Source organism: Vibrio sp. Isolate24 (assembly GCF_022398215.1).
Classification (GTDB): Bacteria; Pseudomonadota; Gammaproteobacteria; order Enterobacterales; family Vibrionaceae; genus Vibrio; species Vibrio coralliilyticus_A.
The window spans coordinates 1197991-1213959 of record NZ_JAKEUU010000001.1 but is presented as its reverse complement, the minus strand read 5'-3'; the positions used below and the strand labels follow the sequence as shown (position 1 = coordinate 1213959).

Below are 15969 nucleotides of genomic sequence, written 5' to 3'. Positions count from 1 at the left end.
ACTCTTTTTTATTAGCCTTTTTTGCAAGAAAGCTGGCTACCTGATTCTGCCGTCATTGAAATGGTGTTTTCATTCACTGCCTTTAATTTCCACTTTTCGGTTACGGTAGGGGAAAGTTCGTCAGCGAAAACTTTCCGCAACTCGTCAGGCGAGTTGTCTGAAAAAGTGGTTTCCAGCTTATCAATCACTTCTAGTAGGGTCGCGTTGCGTTTCATCCACTTCCCGTTACTGAGTATATTGACGTCATATGTGCTGTCGGTATCTAAATTGGTTATTTTCAGCAGTGACTCTTTTTCATAGTGTCCATCTTCGAAGTAATGGACGTTGTCACTGTATTTGAGGTTAACGAGTTCGATGGTCGATTCTGCGGAGCATTGCCACTGACCAGAAATGTCTTGTTCAAACTTTGGTGTGGTAACACAGCCGGATATGGCAAGCGTAGCGATTAGAATAGATAGCGATTTCATGGTTTTAATATTCCGAGCCAATACATCAGTGGAAGTGTATTGGTATTTGTATTGATTATTCATTGGTGGGATTCTATCAGTATTGCTTATTCTGATCGATATTGATAAATCACAAATCTATCAAATGGTTAGTCGTAAAAAAGCCAACCTTACGGTTGGCAAAGAAGTTACAAAGGACAAATGGTTAAATCGGCTTTGTGGCCGAATTCAGCCAATTCTGGGTATCTGAGTCCAAATAGGGGCTGAGTTGTTCAAGGCATTGTTGATGGTAAGTGTTGAGCCAGTGCACCTCGTCTTTCAACAGCAACGATTTATCCAACATGTTAGTGGCTATAGGCGCTAAAGTTATGGTTTCGAAGCCATAAAACGTCCCAAACTCGTTTTCTTCCAGTTCAACCACTTTGAGGATATTCTCAATGCGAATTCCATACTGACCTTGACGATAAACGCCCGGCTCGTTGGTGATCACCATCCCCGGTTCTAGCGCCACTTCTGCTGGGTTTTGAGAGAAGTTCTGCGGTCCTTCATGGACATTCAGACAGATGCCAACGCCATGTCCAGTACCACATTTGTAATCTATACCGTGTTGCCACAAAACGCCGCGTGCCATGATATCCACATTAGCGCCAGTGGAGCCTTTCATAAAACGGGTTTGGGTGAGACGAATCACGGCCTTGAGCACTAAGGTGTAGTCGCGACGTTGTTGCGCCGATGGCTGACCAAAATGGAAGGTGCGGGTAATGTCTGTCGTCCCCCCTAGATATTGACCGCCTGAATCGACTAGAAAGAACTGGCTTTCATCAACGCGGTAATTGCTCTTATCGTCGGCAGCATAGTGCATTTTCGCACCATGCTCGGCGAAACCAGCAATGGTTCGAAAGCTCTCCCCAATATAGCCGTTAATTTCCTTGCGATATCCCATTAAGGTTTGTTCAGCGTTGAGCTCTGTAACCTTACCGCTGGGTACTTGCTCGTCTAGCCATTTCATAAACCTGACGACGGCGGCACCATCTTTGCGTAATGTCTCCTCCATGCTGGTAAGCTCAGTGTGATTCTTACGTGCTTTCATAGCAGTGACTGGGCAAGCCATATCGAGCAAACGCACTTGAGAAGGAATGTGACTGATCAACAAACAGTCGGTGTTTCTGCGATCATGAATGAGTACCGAATCAGGAGTCATTTCTTTTAACGTCTTGCTAAGCTGCGTGTAGTCTTCCATCTCTATACCGTGCTCGGTCAGAGTAGCGATCACGTCAGATGTCAGCTTTTGCTTGTCGACAAAGAGTTGGCATCTGTTAAGGGTAATCAGCAAATAACTTTCAGAAATTGGGCAGTACTGGGTATCCCCACCGCGAATATTGAGCGCCCACATTACATCGTCAAGCGTGGAAACGAGCAGTGCATCCGCCGCTTTTTGTTCGATTACATGACGAATTCTTGTGATTTTTTCACTTGCCGTTTGTCCTGCAAATTCGAGTGGATGATTGAATAAAGGCGCGTTCGGTCTTGCAGGGCGGTCGGCCCATATTGGGCTGATCAAGTCCTTATCAAGTACCAGCTGTATCGACTTGGCTTTAAAGGCGGCTTTCAACTCCAGATAAAATTGCTGGCTGATGCTTCGTCCATCAACACCTACTCGACTGTTTTGCTCCAAACTGTCCGCGAGATACTGTGCAATGGTAGGAGTTTCCGGTAAACGGGCTTTAAACAAGGTTAATCCTGAGCCCTGTAATTGCTCGGCAGCTTGGATATAGTAGCGTCCATCTGTCCACAGGCCGCCAGATTGTGTTGTGATTACGGCGTTACCCGCTGAGCCAGTGAAGCCTGAAATCCACTCTCTTGCCAGCCAGTAATCTGCCGAATATTCGCTGGAGTGTGGGTCATTGTTTGTCACTATGTAGGCGTCAAATTGGTGCTCCGCCATTTTCTCGCGCAGAGCACTAAGGCGCTGAGCAACGGTCGTTAAGGTCATGGGTTATAAGTTCCTATTTGTGTATGAGTACAGAAAATCTGATGGTCTGAATGTCCGCTAAGTGTGGGCTTTTGTTGAGCGCACTGGTCACTGGAGTCCGGGCAGCGCGTTCTAAACACGCAACCACTTGGCGGATTGAGAGGTGAGGGAAGGTCGCCGGGCAATAGCTGAACGTTCCTCTGTCTTGCCAAGGTAGGATTGGCAACTGGGACCGCAGACAATAAGGCTTTGGTATAAGGGTGATGAGCGTCATCAAAGACTTTGTCGTATCGACCAATCTCCATCGGCTTACCCAGATACATCACCATGACTCGGTCACTGATGTGACGCACCACGCTAAGATCATGAGCGATCATCACCATGGTTAACCCCATCTCTTGCTTAAGATCATCGAGAAGATTGATGACCTGCGCCTGAATAGAAACATCCAGGGCGCTAACGGGCTCGTCACAAACCACAAGATCGGGCTTGAGAATCAAGGCTCTAGCAATCCCCACTCGCTGACACTGGCCGCCTGAAAACTCATGAGGGTAGCGGTTACGTTGGCTGGCTAAAAGGCCGACTTTATCCATCATTTTAATCACGCGCTGCTCCACTTCTGAGCGCGACAGCCTGGGCTCGTGGGTCAATAGAGGCTCGGCAATACACTCTGAGATCGTGAGCCTAGGGTTGAGGCAGGCCGATGGGTCTTGAAAGACCATCTGAAACTCACGCCGTTTATCGGCGAGTTGATGTTTCCCCAGCGCTAACAGATCTTGCCCTTTCCAATGTAACTGACCGCTTGAAGGTTCAATGAGCCTTAATAATGCTCGCGCCAGTGTTGATTTACCGCAACCTGATTCGCCAACAATACCAAGTGTCTCACCACGATAAACATCGAGGTCGATGCCATCCACCGCTTTGACCACTTTGCGCTTACTCGGCAGGATGTGTTTGTTGATGTTAAAGTGCACGCGCAAATCACGCGCTGAAAGCAATACTTGCTGTTTCATGTTGATCTCCTATGCTCGACGCGCTATCTGAGTAACGGCCTGAAGTCCATTAACATGGCAAGCCAGAGATTGATGTTGAGATAGTGACCGAAATGGTGGCACTGAGGCGTTACATTCTGGTCGATAGTGATTGCAGCGCTCTTTAAACGGGCAGCCTTTACGTTCTGTGAGAGCACTCGGTGGGTTACCGGGAATGGTCGGAAGCCTGTCCATATCTTTAGTAATGGAAGGGATGGCTTCGAGTAGGCCTTGGGTATACGGATGAGCAGGATGGTTGAACAGCGAATCTGTATCCGCTTCTTCCATCTTCTGCCCACCGTACATAACCAACACCCGGTCGCACATCTCAGCGACCACGCCCATGTCGTGCGTAATCAGTAAAATTGCCGTGTGAAATTCAGACTGCAGATCGCGTAATAGAGAGAGAATCTGCGCTTGTACTGTGACGTCCAAAGCGGTGGTAGGCTCATCAGCAATCAGAAGTTCCGGCTTACACAATAAGGCCATCGCGATCATCACACGTTGTCGCATACCACCAGACATCTCGTGAGGGTACTGAGCCATACGTGTGGCGGCAGAAGGGATCCTGACTGCATCAAGCATGGTGATCGCTTCGCGGTTGGCCTCGCTACGGTTCATGCCTTTGTGAACCATTAACACTTCGGCAAGTTGTTTACCGACTTTCATAAACGGGTTCAGCGATGTCATTGGATCTTGAAAGATCATGCCGATTTTTTCCGCGCGAATGTGGTTAAGCTGTTTTTTGGACATGCTGAGTAAGTTCTCGCCATGAAAACTCGCTTCACCAGAAACAATACCGTTATCGGCAGTCAGCCCCATCAAGGCAAAAACGGACTGACTTTTTCCTGAGCCAGACTCACCAACAATACCCAGTGTTTCACCTTTGTGGATGTTGTAGGACAGATTACTGACGGCATGAACTTCACCATCAGGCGTTTTGAAACGCACATTCATATCTTTGATCGATAAAATACTCATGGGGCCTCCTTAGCGATCTTTAGGGTCGAGGGCGTCTCGCAGCCCGTCACCGATGAAGTTGAAGCAAAACAGGGTGGCGACTAAGAATATGGAAGGGAACATTAGTTGCCACAAAGCCACATCAATGGTCTTGGCACCTTCCGCAATCAAAATGCCCCAGCTTGTATCAGGCGGCTGAACGCCGAGCCCGAGAAAACTAAGGAAGGATTCAAACATAATAAAACCGGGTACCATAAGTGAGGAGTACACCATCACAATGCCGAGGACGTTAGGCAGTACATGGCGGCGAACGATAGTGAAACGGGAGACACCAATGGAATGGGCGGCTTCGATAAACTCACGTTTCTTGATACTAAAGGTCACGCCGCGAACAACGCGGGCAATCCCGAGCCAAGACACCATGCCAATCACAACAAAAATCAGATAGATGTTGTTGCCGAACAGGGTGACAAACAAAATGACCATAAACATGAAGGGTACTGAGTCGAGTACTTCAATGATTCGCATCATCACACTATCGACCATGCCTCCGATGTAGCCAGATAACGCTCCCCACGCCGTGCCGATAATCACGGCAACCAGTGCGCCCATAAACCCGACCATGATTGAGAGACGCCCACCTTGCATGGTGCGGGCAAAGATGTCCTGACCAAGATCATCGGTACCAAAGTAATGACCAGAACTAAACGATGGTTTACCTAGCTCATAGGGATCGACGACGACATTCCAGTCGATTTCATCATGGCCGAATGCCGCGATCTGCGGGCCAAAAATGATGCATACGATGATAAACATCAAGACATAAACCGACGTCATAGCGGCGCGGTTTTTGCGAAAACGTGTCCAGGCATCTTGCCATAGACTCTGGCCTTCAACCGCTTCAATCTGAGCACTCATTTGCTCTGTCAGTTCCGTGGCATCAATGCGTTTGGTTAACATAGCGACGCTCCTAAATTCGAATGCGTGGGTCGATGATGGTGTAAAGGATGTCGACCACCAAATTGAAGAAGATGGTCAAAGAGGCGACGATCAGCGTTATGCCCATCACCAAACCATAGTCGCGGTTGAGGGCACCTGAGACAAAATGCTGCCCCATGCCGCCAGTGCTGAAAAAGATGTCGATGATGACCGAACCTGTTACTACCGCGACGAAGCTGGGGCCGAGCATGGCAATGATAGGAATGAGTGAAGGGCGCAGCGCGTGATGAAACAGAATGTAGCTGGTCGACAGGCCTTTTGCCTTTGCAGTGCGGATGTATGGCTGATTGAGCGTCTCGATCATGGCACCGCGCATCACGCGCGCAATGCTGGCAACGGATCCAATCGCCAAGCTCAGCACGGGTAAGATCAAGAAAGAGAGCTCACCCCCTTCCCACCCACCGGCGGGTAGCCAACCGAGTTGAATCGAGAAAATCGTGACTAACACCGGAGCCAATACAAACGCAGGGATGACCACTCCAGTCATTGAAAGTGACATAAGTAAATAGTCAACTTTACCATTGCGGTTTAAGGCGGCAATGGTGCCAAGTAACATACCTAATGGCACAGAGATACAAAACGAGATAACACCAAGGATCGCCGACACTGGCCAAGATTGAGCAACAAGCTGGGTGACGGTGAAATCCTGATAGACAAAGCTTGGGCCGAGATCGCCTTGAAGGAAGTTGGTGATGTAAATGAAAAACTGAACCAGAAAGGGTTCGTTCAAGTGAAATTTGGCTTCGATATTTGCCCGTACCACATCTGGCATTGGGCGTTCCATATCAAATGGGCCGCCGGGCGCGATATGCATTAACCAAAACGACACCAGTGCAATAAACAGCAATGTCGGTATGGCAATCAAACAACGGCGCAATATGTACAACAACATAGCCTCTCCTTGCTTAGAAAAGCCCGAGCCTTAGGGGGAAGTGACAGGCCCGGGCAAACTCGGGTTAATGTGCTTTCACATAGACATTTTTGCGGTAGTAAGAGGATTCTGGATTGGTACGCTCATAGCCACCAATGTAATCCTTGATCAGGTATTGATCATTGCCATTGCGATACATAGGGATGATCGCCATGTCCTGAATCAGAAGCTGTTCCGCAGCCATGTATTCCTGTGATGGGTCACTGAGGCTCTTCGATTCAGCCATTAGGCGATCATATTCTGGGTTGCTGTACTTAGAGTCATTGTATTCACCGGTCGAGACAAAGATGTCCAGCCAGGTTGAGGCTTCGTTGTAGTCGGCGGTCCAGCCACCACGGTTAATGTTGCCCGGATCTTTCAGCGCATAGAATACCTTTGGCTCAAGTTGCTTAATTTCGACTTGTGCGCCCAACACACTTTTCCACATGCCCGCCATCGCGGTGGCCATTTTGACGTCTTTAGAAAAAGTCGGCACGGTGAAAGTGAGCTTAAGTGGATTACTCTTGCTGTAACCGGCCTCTTTAATCAGCGCTTTAGCCTTGGCGTTACGTTGTTGCTGAGTCCAAGTCGCGAATTCCGGTGTGTGAGATTTGAAACCATCGGTTTGAGGGGGAACCAGAGTGAACATTGGAATGCCGCCATTTTTGGCGATGGCTTTTGTGATGATGTTTCGGTCGATTGCGTAGGAGAGTGCTTGACGGACACGAAGGTCTTTGGTCGGGCCCTTACTGGTGTTGAGATAGTAGAACGTCGAGCCAAGTGATGCGCTGGTGTCGGCTACCTGCTCAGGAAATTGTTTTAGAAGCTTGTTCTTTTGAGCCGCGGGAATCGACAGAGCTTGGTCTATTTCGCCGGCTAAGTAGCGGTTTAGTGCAACGTTGGCATCTCCGATGGGTAGCCAAGTGATTTGGTCGAGTATGACGTTGTCAGCATCCCAGTATTTGTCATTTTTTTTCATCACCATTTTTTCGTTTACTTTCCACTCCGACAAAGTGAAAGCGCCATTGGTGACGATGTTTTTGGGTTGAGTCCACTCGCTGGCATATTTTTCTACCGTGGCTTGGTGAACTGGTGCAAGGACAGGGTGGCTCAGAAGTTTGATGAAGAAAGGTACTGGCTTTTCTAATGTCACTTCAAAGGTGTGATCATCAATGGCGCGCACGCCTAAGGTGTTAGCTGGTGCTTCACCTTTCATAATCTTGGCGGAGTTTTTGATGCCGGGAATCGCGGCAAACCAAGCATAAGGTGACGCGGTTTTCGGGTCGATAAGGCGCTGCCAGCTATAAACAAAATCGTGTGCCGTTAATGGGTCACCATTCGACCACAAAGACTGACGCAACGTAAAGGTGTAGACAGTGTTGTTGTCATTCGCTTGCCAGCTTTCAGCGATGCCGGGAATGGTTTTGCCTTGCTTATCCTGTACTGTCAGACCTTCAAACAAGTCTCGCCCTAAATTGAATGCTGGTTCTGCGGCCTGTTTTGCCGGATCAATTGAAGTGACCTCCGCTCCATTGTTTAAAACAATCTCTTGTTTTTCAGCGAGCTGCGTTCCTGATGGGTATGGTTTGGCGAGAGCATTGCCGGCCAATAATGCCGTGGCAATAGCACTCAGTGTGATCAGTTGTTTTGCTTTCATAGCTTCCTCGTAATGTCCTTATCGGATGAAATCCCTATCATCTGAAGGGAGGGGAAATCAGACACTCAAAACGACCGGAGTGGCGAGTACTGCACAGAGTGAAAGGGATAGATAAAATGTATATTGTATAAAATACTTCAACAATCGATATTTAACATTATTGTAACAAGGTGGCGGTTTTAGAGACTTGCGGTCTTATAAAATGAGACTGAGCGAAAAATGAACAAATGAAAGTTTGAGAATGAATCCAGAGTCACAGAAAGTTGATGGAAGTGATACTTCAAACGTACTCTGGCCCTAGCGTCTGCGGAATTTTGCTGAAACCTGTTTAAGCAGCTCCCCATCTATCTCTGGTAATCCGTCGGAGAAGTAAATCTGCTGGCCAGGTGTCATCCTGAGCAAAACATTGCTCAGTTCACCTTCATCATTGGCGCAATTTGCCGCGTGCATTTCGCTGACTTTGCGATCCACTTCCTGTTCGAGTTTGAGCCTCTGCTCTTGGGTCAAACGCACTCTGGCCTGACAAACCTGAGAAAGGGTCGGGTCTTCCATTGAGATCGTTTCAAAACGGCGTTTGAATAAGGTATCGAGCGCAGTGCCTTCTTCCATGATAAATCGCCTGCCAGAGCGATACACGATCTTGTCACCGTGCGCTTCCATATAGCCAAGGATTTCAGCGATGCTGAGGTAGAATCTCAGGCTGATATCTGAGAGTTGATACTGCTCGGCAATTTGTTGCGGTGTTTGGTTACGTGAGGTGATGAGGTAGATAAAGTCGAGAAGGTAGGGGTGCTCAACAAACAGAGCGTTTTGCTCATCAGAGAGGAACTGCTCATTGTCTCGTTGGATCTGAACCGCTAATTGCGTCAGCTCCATCAGATCACTATTGAGGTGGTTGGTGTACATCAGGATCTTGTCCAGACCCAATGAAGGATTATGCAAATGCCGCTTTATGGTCGAAAGCGGCACCCCAGTTTTCTCAGACAATTCGCTATAGCACAAACCTTCGTTCTTGATTTTCTGGCGGATGGCAGCCAGCAAAAATTCTGGTCCTATATGCATGAGTTTCAGCCCTGATTTTTTTGGCGCTCGATAAGCAAGTTGCGAATATCAGCACCTGCTTCGAGGATGTGTTTTTTCAGCATGTACTTCGCCCCTTCAATATCACGGTTTTGGCACATTTCCAGCAGAGCGACATGCTCCTTGTCGGCTTTGACTATGCCTGATGTAAACAGAAGCTGCATACGAATATAGCGGTCACACTTGGTATTCAGGTTGTAGATCACATCCATGGTTTCTGGCATTTCAGCGGGCTCATACAAGGCTTTGTGCAACTCATAGTTGTAGTTGCTCCACTCTTCCACTTCGTCTCCGCGGCTGACAACATCTTCAAATCGTTGACGAATTTCATTTGCTTTAGCGAGATCTTCATCGGTCATTTTCTGGATAGCGCGTTCCAGAATAAAGCACTCTACGACGGCGCGCAGTTCAAATAGCTCATCAATCTTCTCTGGTGATAGCTCGGTAACAGTGGCACCTTTATGCGCCTCAAACGCAACCAGCCCTTGAGCTTCTAACTGCATCAGAGCTTCACGCACTGGAATTCGGCTGACGTTGAACTCTTTGGCGAGGGCATCTTGACGTAGGGGTTGGCCCGTCTTTAATTCCCCTTTGAGGATCTTGGTTCGGATCGCTTCTTCGACCAACTGCGTTCGAGTTTTAAAAACAGGTTTTTGCGACATCCAAGTCTCCGCTCACATCATTCTCATTCAATATTTTATTCAATATACCATTAGCGTCCGGCATTGCGACCCTTGCAGCCGTTCACCTTTTTGTTTTTTGGGATGGGTCAAAACAAAAAGGTACCAGCTGGTACCTTTTTGAACAGTGACTACTGACCATCTACAGTCCGACGCACGTTAAGTGGGTTTGCTTGCTGTAGAGCTTTAGGCAATAACTGGTCCGGCATGGATTGGTAAGCGACCGGACGCAACCAACGTTTTATCGCTTCCGCCCCCACTGATGTGCTTGCAGGCATGGTTGAAGCTGGGTAAGGGCCGCCGTGCACCATGGCATAGCTGACTTCAACCCCGGTTGGCCAGCCGTTAAATACTAAGCGACCAGCGACTTCTTCAAGCTCAGTCACCAGTTTCGCTGCGAGAGCATAATCTGCTTTTTCTGCCTGAATGGTAGCCGTCAGGCTTCCGGCCAGATTCTGGCTCAACTCAAGCATGTCTTCGGCGCTTTCACATTTGACGATAATGGATTGAGGACCAAAAATTTCTTCCTGCCATTGTGGGTTGCGTCGCCACTGTTCACTGGTGGTTTCAAATAGATACGCGGGTACACCTTGTTCAGGCTGGGATTGGGTGAGTGTCAGCCCTTGCTCGCGAGATCGCAGCTCACTTTGTTGCAGGTAACCCTGTTTGATCCCTTCTGTAAGCATGATCTGCCCAGGCTGGTTTTGAATCCCTTGGCGTACCGACGATAGGAATTGCGTGCCAGCGTTATCATCGACGATGAACACCACGGCAGGCTTAGTACAGAACTGGCCGCAGCCCATATTCATCGACAGCAGATATTCTTCGGCTAAAGGCTGGCCATGCTGCGCCATACGTTGGGGGAGGATGAAGACAGGGTTGGAAGCGCCCAGTTCACCGTAAAAAGGAATCGGCTCTGGACGCTGCTGCACAATATCGTACAGTGAACGTCCACCAACAATCGATCCGGTAAAACCGACCGCCTTGATTTTAGGATGAGAAACCACGGACTGACCTAACTCATGGCTGGTTCCTTGCAGCAGAGTAAACACCGCTTGAGGCAAACTCATCTCATCCAATGCTTTGGCAATACATTCAGCGACTTTTTCACTGGTGCCAGGGTGTGCAGGGTGCCCTTTGACGACCACTGGACAACCCGCTGCCAATGCTGACGCACTATCCCCGCCGGCCGTGGAAAAAGCGAGAGGAAAGTTAGAGGCACCGAAAACCGCAACCGGGCCAAGAGCAATGTTCTGACGGCGAATATCCGGTTTTGGTAGTGGCGAACGTTGAGGATCTGGGGTGTCGAAAATCGCTTCCTGCCACAAGCCACTTTCTACGACATTGGCGAACAACTTAAGCTGTGCAGTTGTACGGCTTAGTTCACCATTAAGTCTCGCATGCGGCAGTGCTGATTCAAGATGAGCTCGTTCCACAATACCTTCTCTGGCTTGCTCCAGCTGGTCGGCGATATTGTGTAACAGCTTAGCTCGAATCGCTGGGGAGGTTTGGCGAAATGATGTAGCCACCTCAGCCGCGGCATTGGCCGCAAAGTCGACATCAGATTGCTGATGCTCTGGAAATTGTCCTTCCAATACCTGCTCGTTTGCTGGATTGAGGGCAGAAAAAGTGCTGGTTTTACTCATGGTCGTGTCCTGTTGTTCTTGGGCTATTTAAGTTCAAATCCAAATGCATATGGGTCGTTATCATCCACCCAGATGGTGTTGTGTCCGGTAACCTGAGCCCAGCCTTCAATACTGGGTAAGATGGCAGCTTTCCCATTGACTTCCGTAATGCCTTCGATGCGGCCAGTAAACAGGCTGCCAATGATGCTTTCATGAATAAAATCATCACCTTGCTTTAGTTTTCCTTTAGCGTGCCATTGTGCCATTCGGGCGCTGGTACCTGTGCCACAAGGGGAACGATCGAGTGCTTTCTCACCATAGAAGACAGCGTTGCGAGCGGTAGCTTGGGGCTGAGTTGGTGAGCCAGTCCAGAGTACGTGTGAGACACCACATACTGTTGGATCGTCGGGGTGGATGCATTCAACGGCATTGGATACGGCTTTACGTACCCGAGGGCTAAACATCAGGATTTCGTCTGAGGTGTAATGCTCCAGCCCCAGATAGTTTTCCTGAGGATCAATGATAACGTAGTAATTACCGCCATAAGAGACGTCAACGGTGATCTCGCCAAGGCCTTCCACATCGACGGTGACATCTTGATGAGCAAGATAGGCAGGCACATTGAAGATCTTCACAGAAGTGATCTTTTCGCCATCGCGCTGATAGTGCACTTCTATCTGACCTGCCGGTACGTCAAGGATCAGTCGGCCTTCTTCTCGTGGAGTAATCAATTTTTGTTCTAATGCTGAGGTGACTGTGCCGATCGTGCCGTGTCCACACATGGGCAGGCAGCCACTGGTTTCGATAAACAAGATCGAAGCATCAGCGTTTTCGCTACAGGGTGGCAGGACAACAGAACCAGACATCATGGCGTGACCGCGTGGCTCAAACATTAAGGATTGGCGGATCCAATCATAATGTTTAAGGAAGAATTGCCTTTTCTCACTCATGGTTTCGCCCTGCAGTGGCGGTACGCCACCCGCAACCAGACGCACTGGGTTACCACAGGTGTGTGCATCAATGCAGAAGAAGGTTCCTTGTCTCATTTCTCGCTCCTTGGATACGAAATTGGTTGAACTGCTTCGGAGGGATGTTATCGTGATGTTAAGTATATTTTATACAATTTCTTTTTTAAAACGTGATAAGGAGCAAAATAAATGGTGAACAAAAATTCCTCACAAGCGCAAAAAATTGCGGTCATTGGTGGTGGTATTATTGGGCTGTGTATTGCGCTCAAGCTGCAAATGAATGGCGAAAAAGTCACGATATTTGAGAAAGACAATGCGGGAGAAGGATGCTCTAAAGGCAACGCTGGCCACTTCGCAACGGAGCAAGTTTTCCCATTAGCAACACCGGCACTTATCCCGCAACTTCCTAAGATGTTATTGAGCCCATCAAGTCCGGTTTCTATCCGTTTTCAAGACATCCACAAAACGCTGCCATGGATGATTCGCTTTCTGATGAAAGCGAGAAAATCAGCCACTGAACACGCGACTCAAGCATTGACTGAACTCAATCGTTCGGCGATGGAAAGTTGGCAACGCTTGTTGGAAGAAATTGGGCTGAGTCATCTGATCGTGGATGAAGGCTCACTACTTGTTTTCGAAGACTCTCATCTATTTTCGGCTTACCAATCCACTTTGAATGCCATGGATGAGCAAGGAGTTAGTTATCAGGTTTGGGATAGAAAAACGGTACGAGAAAAAGTGCCTAAACTTTCTCATTCGGTGAATCACGGTGTGTTCTTTCCAAAAACCTCACATAGCTTGAGCCCTTATGATATGTGCGTTGAGCTTAAGTCTTACTTTCAAGGCTTATCGGGGGAGTGGAGTAAAGGGGAGGTCGAAAACATCCAAGAAAAGGACGAGAAAATGGTCGTCACTGTTCAGGAACGTTCGCAGAGTTTTGATAAGGTCATTGTTGCCACTGGGGCAGAATCCGCTTCCCTGGTTAAGCAAATGACGGGAATAAAAGTGCCACTACAAGCGGAACGCGGCTACCATCTAATGATGCCAGATCTGGCGAAAACTCTGCCGTTTCCGGTGAGCTCAGCAGACAGAAAATTCATCATGACGCCCATGCAGAATGGGTTGAGACTAGCGGGCACTGTTGAGTATGCTGACCTGAATTCACCCGCTAATATGCGCCGCGCAACCATGCTAAGAAATCTTGCGAAATCGGTGCTTAAACCAGAATGTAATCTGGAAAATACAGGAACATCCTGGATGGGAAATCGACCTTCATTACCGGATTCTTTACCTGTGATTGATAGCCTGAAAAACGGAAAAATGCTGTTTGCTTTTGGTCATCAACATCTGGGGTTGACTCAAGCGGCGGTGACTGCAGATTTAATTGTTCAACTTCATCGTGGCGAGCAACCACATATAAATTTAGCGCCATTCTGTCTAAATCGATTTGGCTAAAAAATTTTAAAATTTAATATTGTATAAAATATACCGCTGAATTATGTTAATACAAAGTTAACCGCAGATGGGTGTGTTCAGAGTTATAAAAATTTGGGGGGAACTCGGCAGAGCAACTCGGATAGACGTTCACACAAGCAACCTCACTCATGTTCTGACAGAGAATGGGAAATCTCTGTCCTGTTTTTGGAGGATCTATGATTAATATCGACGCGCAGCAAATCGTCAATTGTCTTTCGATGCGAGGACTTATCGAATCGATGCGCCAAACCTATACCGAGCAGGCAACCATTCCGCAGCGCAGAGTGATGCCGCTTGAAGACGGTAGTTATGACGCTTTTGCTCTGCTTCCTGCATGGAGCGAGTCGCTGATCACCGTTAAAGCGTTCACGTATTTCCCTAACAATGCTGAGCAAGGCAAAGACAGTCTGGCGTCGAAAATTCTCGCCTTTGATCGCGCTAACGGTGAGCCGCTTGCGCTACTCGATGGCAAAGTGTTGACCTTCTGGCGCACAGCGGCGGCGTCAGCGCTCGCGGCGGATTATCTGGCCAGACAGGATGCAAGCAGGCTGCTGATTTGCGGCACTGGAAATCTCGCCCCATACATGGCGTGGGCGTACGCAGCGGTACGACCTTTGAGTAAGGTGTTGGTTTGGGGCCGCGATGAAGCAAAAGCTCGTCAAACGATGGACGAGATTTTATCCGCTAGTGAATATCAAGCGCTGCCTGAATCAAAACGTTTTAGTGTTGAAGTGGTTGACTCTGTCGATCAAGCGCTGAGTGAAGTAGACATGGTGACATGTGTAACAGGTGCGAGTCAGCCGCTGTTTAATGGTCGAAATATCCAAGCTGGCACACACATCGATCTGATTGGCAACCACGACAAAGACAAACGAGAGTGTGATACGCAAGCGGTCACTCGCTCCACCGTATTTGTCGACAGCAGAATCAACGTACTGGCGGAAGCCGGCGATCTATTGATCCCTATGGAAGAAGGCGTGTTCAGTGAGCAACAGATAAGTGCGGAACTGCCTGAACTGTGCAGTGGGCATCATGTTGGTCGCGAAGACTCGCAGCAAATCACTCTCTATAAATCCGTGGGCAGTGCATTAGCGGATTTAGCTGCAGTGAAGTTTGTTTTAACGCAGAAACAGGTTTTTTAACTCTGAGTGGCATGACTACTCATCACGTGGTTTCGGCCGCTATTTTAAATTGCATACAATATACAAGTGGAAGGTTATTGATGAACGTAGATTGGAAAGGTGTATACCCGGCAGTAAGTACTCAGTTTCGCAAAGATCAGAGCATTGATTTAGATGCGACACAAACAGTGATCGACAATCAGATTAACGATGGTGTCAATGGCATCATCTGCCTTGGAACCGTGGGTGAGAATTGCGCGCTGTACCCAGATGAAAAACGTCAGGTGCTTGCAGCAGCACACGAAGTGGTGGCAGGTCGAGTGCCCCTGATTGCGGGCACTGCGGAGTCGATTACATCGGCATCAATTGATTACATGCAAGATGCGCAAAAGATAGGAATCGACGGTTGTATGGTGATGCCTGCCATGGTGTACCGTACTTCAGACAGTGAAACGGTCGATTACTACTCCACTTTAGCGCAAGCGACTCCGGAAATGCCCATCATGATCTACAACAACCCGGTCTCTTATGGCGTTGACGTTAACCTAGATTTGATGGAGAAACTTGCTGAGTACGACAGCATTGTTGCGGTGAAAGAGTCAACGACAGATACCCGCCGCATTACTGAACTCTACAATCGATTTGATGACAGATTTACAGTGTTCAGCGGTGTGGATGACATTGCACTAGAGTCGTTGATGCTGGGGGCTACCGGTTGGATATCTGGTCTGACAAACGCATTCCCAGAAGAGTCGGTAGCGATCTATAAGTTAGCCAGCCAAGGGCGCTACGCGGAAGCGCTGGAAATTTACCGTTGGTTCCTGCCTTTGTTGCGTCTGGATACGATTCCGACTCTGGTTCAGTGCATTAAATTGGCTGAACAGGTTTGCGGCCGCGGATCCGAGCAGGTTCGAGCACCTCGACAGAATCTAAAAGGAGAAGAGCGCGCCAAAGTGATCGCTATGGTTGAACACGCCATTGCTACGCGTCCGGACCTGACTAAATACCAACTCTAACTCCTAATTGGGCGGTATAAACCGCCCA

At 48.4% G+C, this 15969-nt stretch carries 14 protein-coding genes; 3 read left to right on the top strand and 11 right to left on the bottom strand.

The genetic code is table 11. From position 1 onward, the window contains the following. Nucleotides 1-11: 11 nt before the first annotated feature. From L1D23_RS05285 to L1D23_RS05235, 11 genes are all read right to left on the bottom strand, one after another. The gene (locus tag L1D23_RS05285; protein ID WP_239864666.1) at nucleotides 12-530 is read right to left on the bottom strand and encodes a hypothetical protein; all 519 of its coding nucleotides are present in this window, start codon (nucleotides 528-530) and stop codon (nucleotides 12-14) included. Nucleotides 531-651: 121 nt separating this feature from the next. Further along, nucleotides 652-2439, bottom strand: coding sequence for an aminopeptidase P family protein (locus L1D23_RS05280; protein WP_239864665.1), 1788 nt, complete (start codon nucleotides 2437-2439; stop codon nucleotides 652-654). Then, nucleotides 2436-3431, bottom strand: coding sequence for a dipeptide ABC transporter ATP-binding protein (locus tag L1D23_RS05275; RefSeq protein ID WP_239864664.1), 996 nt, complete (start codon nucleotides 3429-3431; stop codon nucleotides 2436-2438). Before L1D23_RS05275 ends, L1D23_RS05280 begins: the two co-directional genes overlap by 4 nt. Before the next feature lie 9 nt (nucleotides 3432-3440). Further along, complete coding sequence (locus L1D23_RS05270; protein WP_239864663.1) at nucleotides 3441-4430, bottom strand: oligopeptide/dipeptide ABC transporter ATP-binding protein; 990 nt, start codon at nucleotides 4428-4430, stop codon at nucleotides 3441-3443. Nucleotides 4431-4439: 9 nt separating this feature from the next. Then, on the bottom strand, nucleotides 4440-5369 hold the full coding sequence (locus L1D23_RS05265) for an ABC transporter permease subunit (RefSeq protein ID WP_239864662.1): 930 nt from the start codon (nucleotides 5367-5369) through the stop codon (nucleotides 4440-4442). 10 nt (nucleotides 5370-5379) lie between these two features. Next, the gene (gene oppB / locus L1D23_RS05260; RefSeq protein WP_239864660.1) at nucleotides 5380-6300 is read right to left on the bottom strand and encodes an oligopeptide ABC transporter permease OppB; all 921 of its coding nucleotides are present in this window, start codon (nucleotides 6298-6300) and stop codon (nucleotides 5380-5382) included. 64 nt (nucleotides 6301-6364) lie between these two features. Next, nucleotides 6365-7975: a peptide ABC transporter substrate-binding protein gene (locus L1D23_RS05255; RefSeq protein WP_239864659.1), complete on the bottom strand. Its 1611-nt coding sequence runs from the start codon at nucleotides 7973-7975 to the stop codon at nucleotides 6365-6367. Nucleotides 7976-8272: 297 nt separating this feature from the next. Beyond that, nucleotides 8273-9037 (bottom strand): transcriptional regulator, encoded by a 765-nt coding sequence (locus L1D23_RS05250; protein ID WP_239864657.1) that lies wholly within the window; start codon nucleotides 9035-9037, stop codon nucleotides 8273-8275. A 5-nt stretch (nucleotides 9038-9042) separates the two neighbouring features. Next, nucleotides 9043-9717: a GntR family transcriptional regulator gene (locus tag L1D23_RS05245; RefSeq protein WP_239864655.1), complete on the bottom strand. Its 675-nt coding sequence runs from the start codon at nucleotides 9715-9717 to the stop codon at nucleotides 9043-9045. Between the two features lie 149 nt (nucleotides 9718-9866). Continuing rightward, nucleotides 9867-11381: an aldehyde dehydrogenase (NADP(+)) gene (locus L1D23_RS05240; protein WP_239864654.1), complete on the bottom strand. Its 1515-nt coding sequence runs from the start codon at nucleotides 11379-11381 to the stop codon at nucleotides 9867-9869. Nucleotides 11382-11404: 23 nt separating this feature from the next. Further along, the gene (locus L1D23_RS05235) at nucleotides 11405-12406 is read right to left on the bottom strand and encodes a 4-hydroxyproline epimerase (protein ID WP_239864653.1); all 1002 of its coding nucleotides are present in this window, start codon (nucleotides 12404-12406) and stop codon (nucleotides 11405-11407) included. Between the two features lie 111 nt (nucleotides 12407-12517). Here L1D23_RS05235 and L1D23_RS05230 point away from each other — a divergent pair, with 111 nt between their 5' ends. The 3 genes from L1D23_RS05230 to L1D23_RS05220 all read left to right on the top strand — a co-directional run bounded on the left by L1D23_RS05230 (nucleotide 12518) and on the right by L1D23_RS05220 (nucleotide 15941). After that, nucleotides 12518-13783 carry an FAD-dependent oxidoreductase gene (locus L1D23_RS05230; protein ID WP_239864652.1) on the top strand — a complete coding sequence of 422 codons (1266 nt, stop codon included), beginning with the start codon at nucleotides 12518-12520 and terminating at the stop codon, nucleotides 13781-13783. Between the two features lie 197 nt (nucleotides 13784-13980). Continuing rightward, nucleotides 13981-14946: an ornithine cyclodeaminase family protein gene (locus L1D23_RS05225; RefSeq protein WP_239864651.1), complete on the top strand. Its 966-nt coding sequence runs from the start codon at nucleotides 13981-13983 to the stop codon at nucleotides 14944-14946. 80 nt (nucleotides 14947-15026) lie between these two features. Next, the gene (locus tag L1D23_RS05220; protein ID WP_019275367.1) at nucleotides 15027-15941 is read left to right on the top strand and encodes a dihydrodipicolinate synthase family protein; all 915 of its coding nucleotides are present in this window, start codon (nucleotides 15027-15029) and stop codon (nucleotides 15939-15941) included. Nucleotides 15942-15969: the final 28 nt, after the last annotated feature.

Excerpts from the sequence above, each read along its gene's own strand:
- L1D23_RS05220 (WP_019275367.1), top strand. The coding sequence starts at position 15,027 with ATGAACGTAGATTGGAAAGGTGTATACCCGGCAGTAAGTACTCAGTTT.
- L1D23_RS05225 (WP_239864651.1), top strand. The coding sequence starts at position 13,981 with ATGATTAATATCGACGCGCAGCAAATCGTCAATTGTCTTTCGATGCGA.
- L1D23_RS05255 (WP_239864659.1), bottom strand. The coding sequence starts at position 7,975 with ATGAAAGCAAAACAACTGATCACACTGAGTGCTATTGCCACGGCATTA.
- L1D23_RS05235 (WP_239864653.1), bottom strand. The coding sequence starts at position 12,406 with ATGAGACAAGGAACCTTCTTCTGCATTGATGCACACACCTGTGGTAAC.
- L1D23_RS05265 (WP_239864662.1), bottom strand. The coding sequence starts at position 5,369 with ATGTTAACCAAACGCATTGATGCCACGGAACTGACAGAGCAAATGAGT.
- L1D23_RS05280 (WP_239864665.1), bottom strand. The coding sequence starts at position 2,439 with ATGACCTTAACGACCGTTGCTCAGCGCCTTAGTGCTCTGCGCGAGAAA.
- L1D23_RS05285 (WP_239864666.1), bottom strand. The coding sequence starts at position 530 with ATGAATAATCAATACAAATACCAATACACTTCCACTGATGTATTGGCT.
- L1D23_RS05230 (WP_239864652.1), top strand. The coding sequence starts at position 12,518 with ATGGTGAACAAAAATTCCTCACAAGCGCAAAAAATTGCGGTCATTGGT.
- L1D23_RS05240 (WP_239864654.1), bottom strand. The coding sequence starts at position 11,381 with ATGAGTAAAACCAGCACTTTTTCTGCCCTCAATCCAGCAAACGAGCAG.
- L1D23_RS05250 (WP_239864657.1), bottom strand. The coding sequence starts at position 9,037 with ATGCATATAGGACCAGAATTTTTGCTGGCTGCCATCCGCCAGAAAATC.
- L1D23_RS05270 (WP_239864663.1), bottom strand. The coding sequence starts at position 4,430 with ATGAGTATTTTATCGATCAAAGATATGAATGTGCGTTTCAAAACGCCT.
- oppB (WP_239864660.1), bottom strand. The coding sequence starts at position 6,300 with ATGTTGTTGTACATATTGCGCCGTTGTTTGATTGCCATACCGACATTG.
- L1D23_RS05275 (WP_239864664.1), bottom strand. The coding sequence starts at position 3,431 with ATGAAACAGCAAGTATTGCTTTCAGCGCGTGATTTGCGCGTGCACTTT.
- L1D23_RS05245 (WP_239864655.1), bottom strand. The coding sequence starts at position 9,717 with ATGTCGCAAAAACCTGTTTTTAAAACTCGAACGCAGTTGGTCGAAGAA.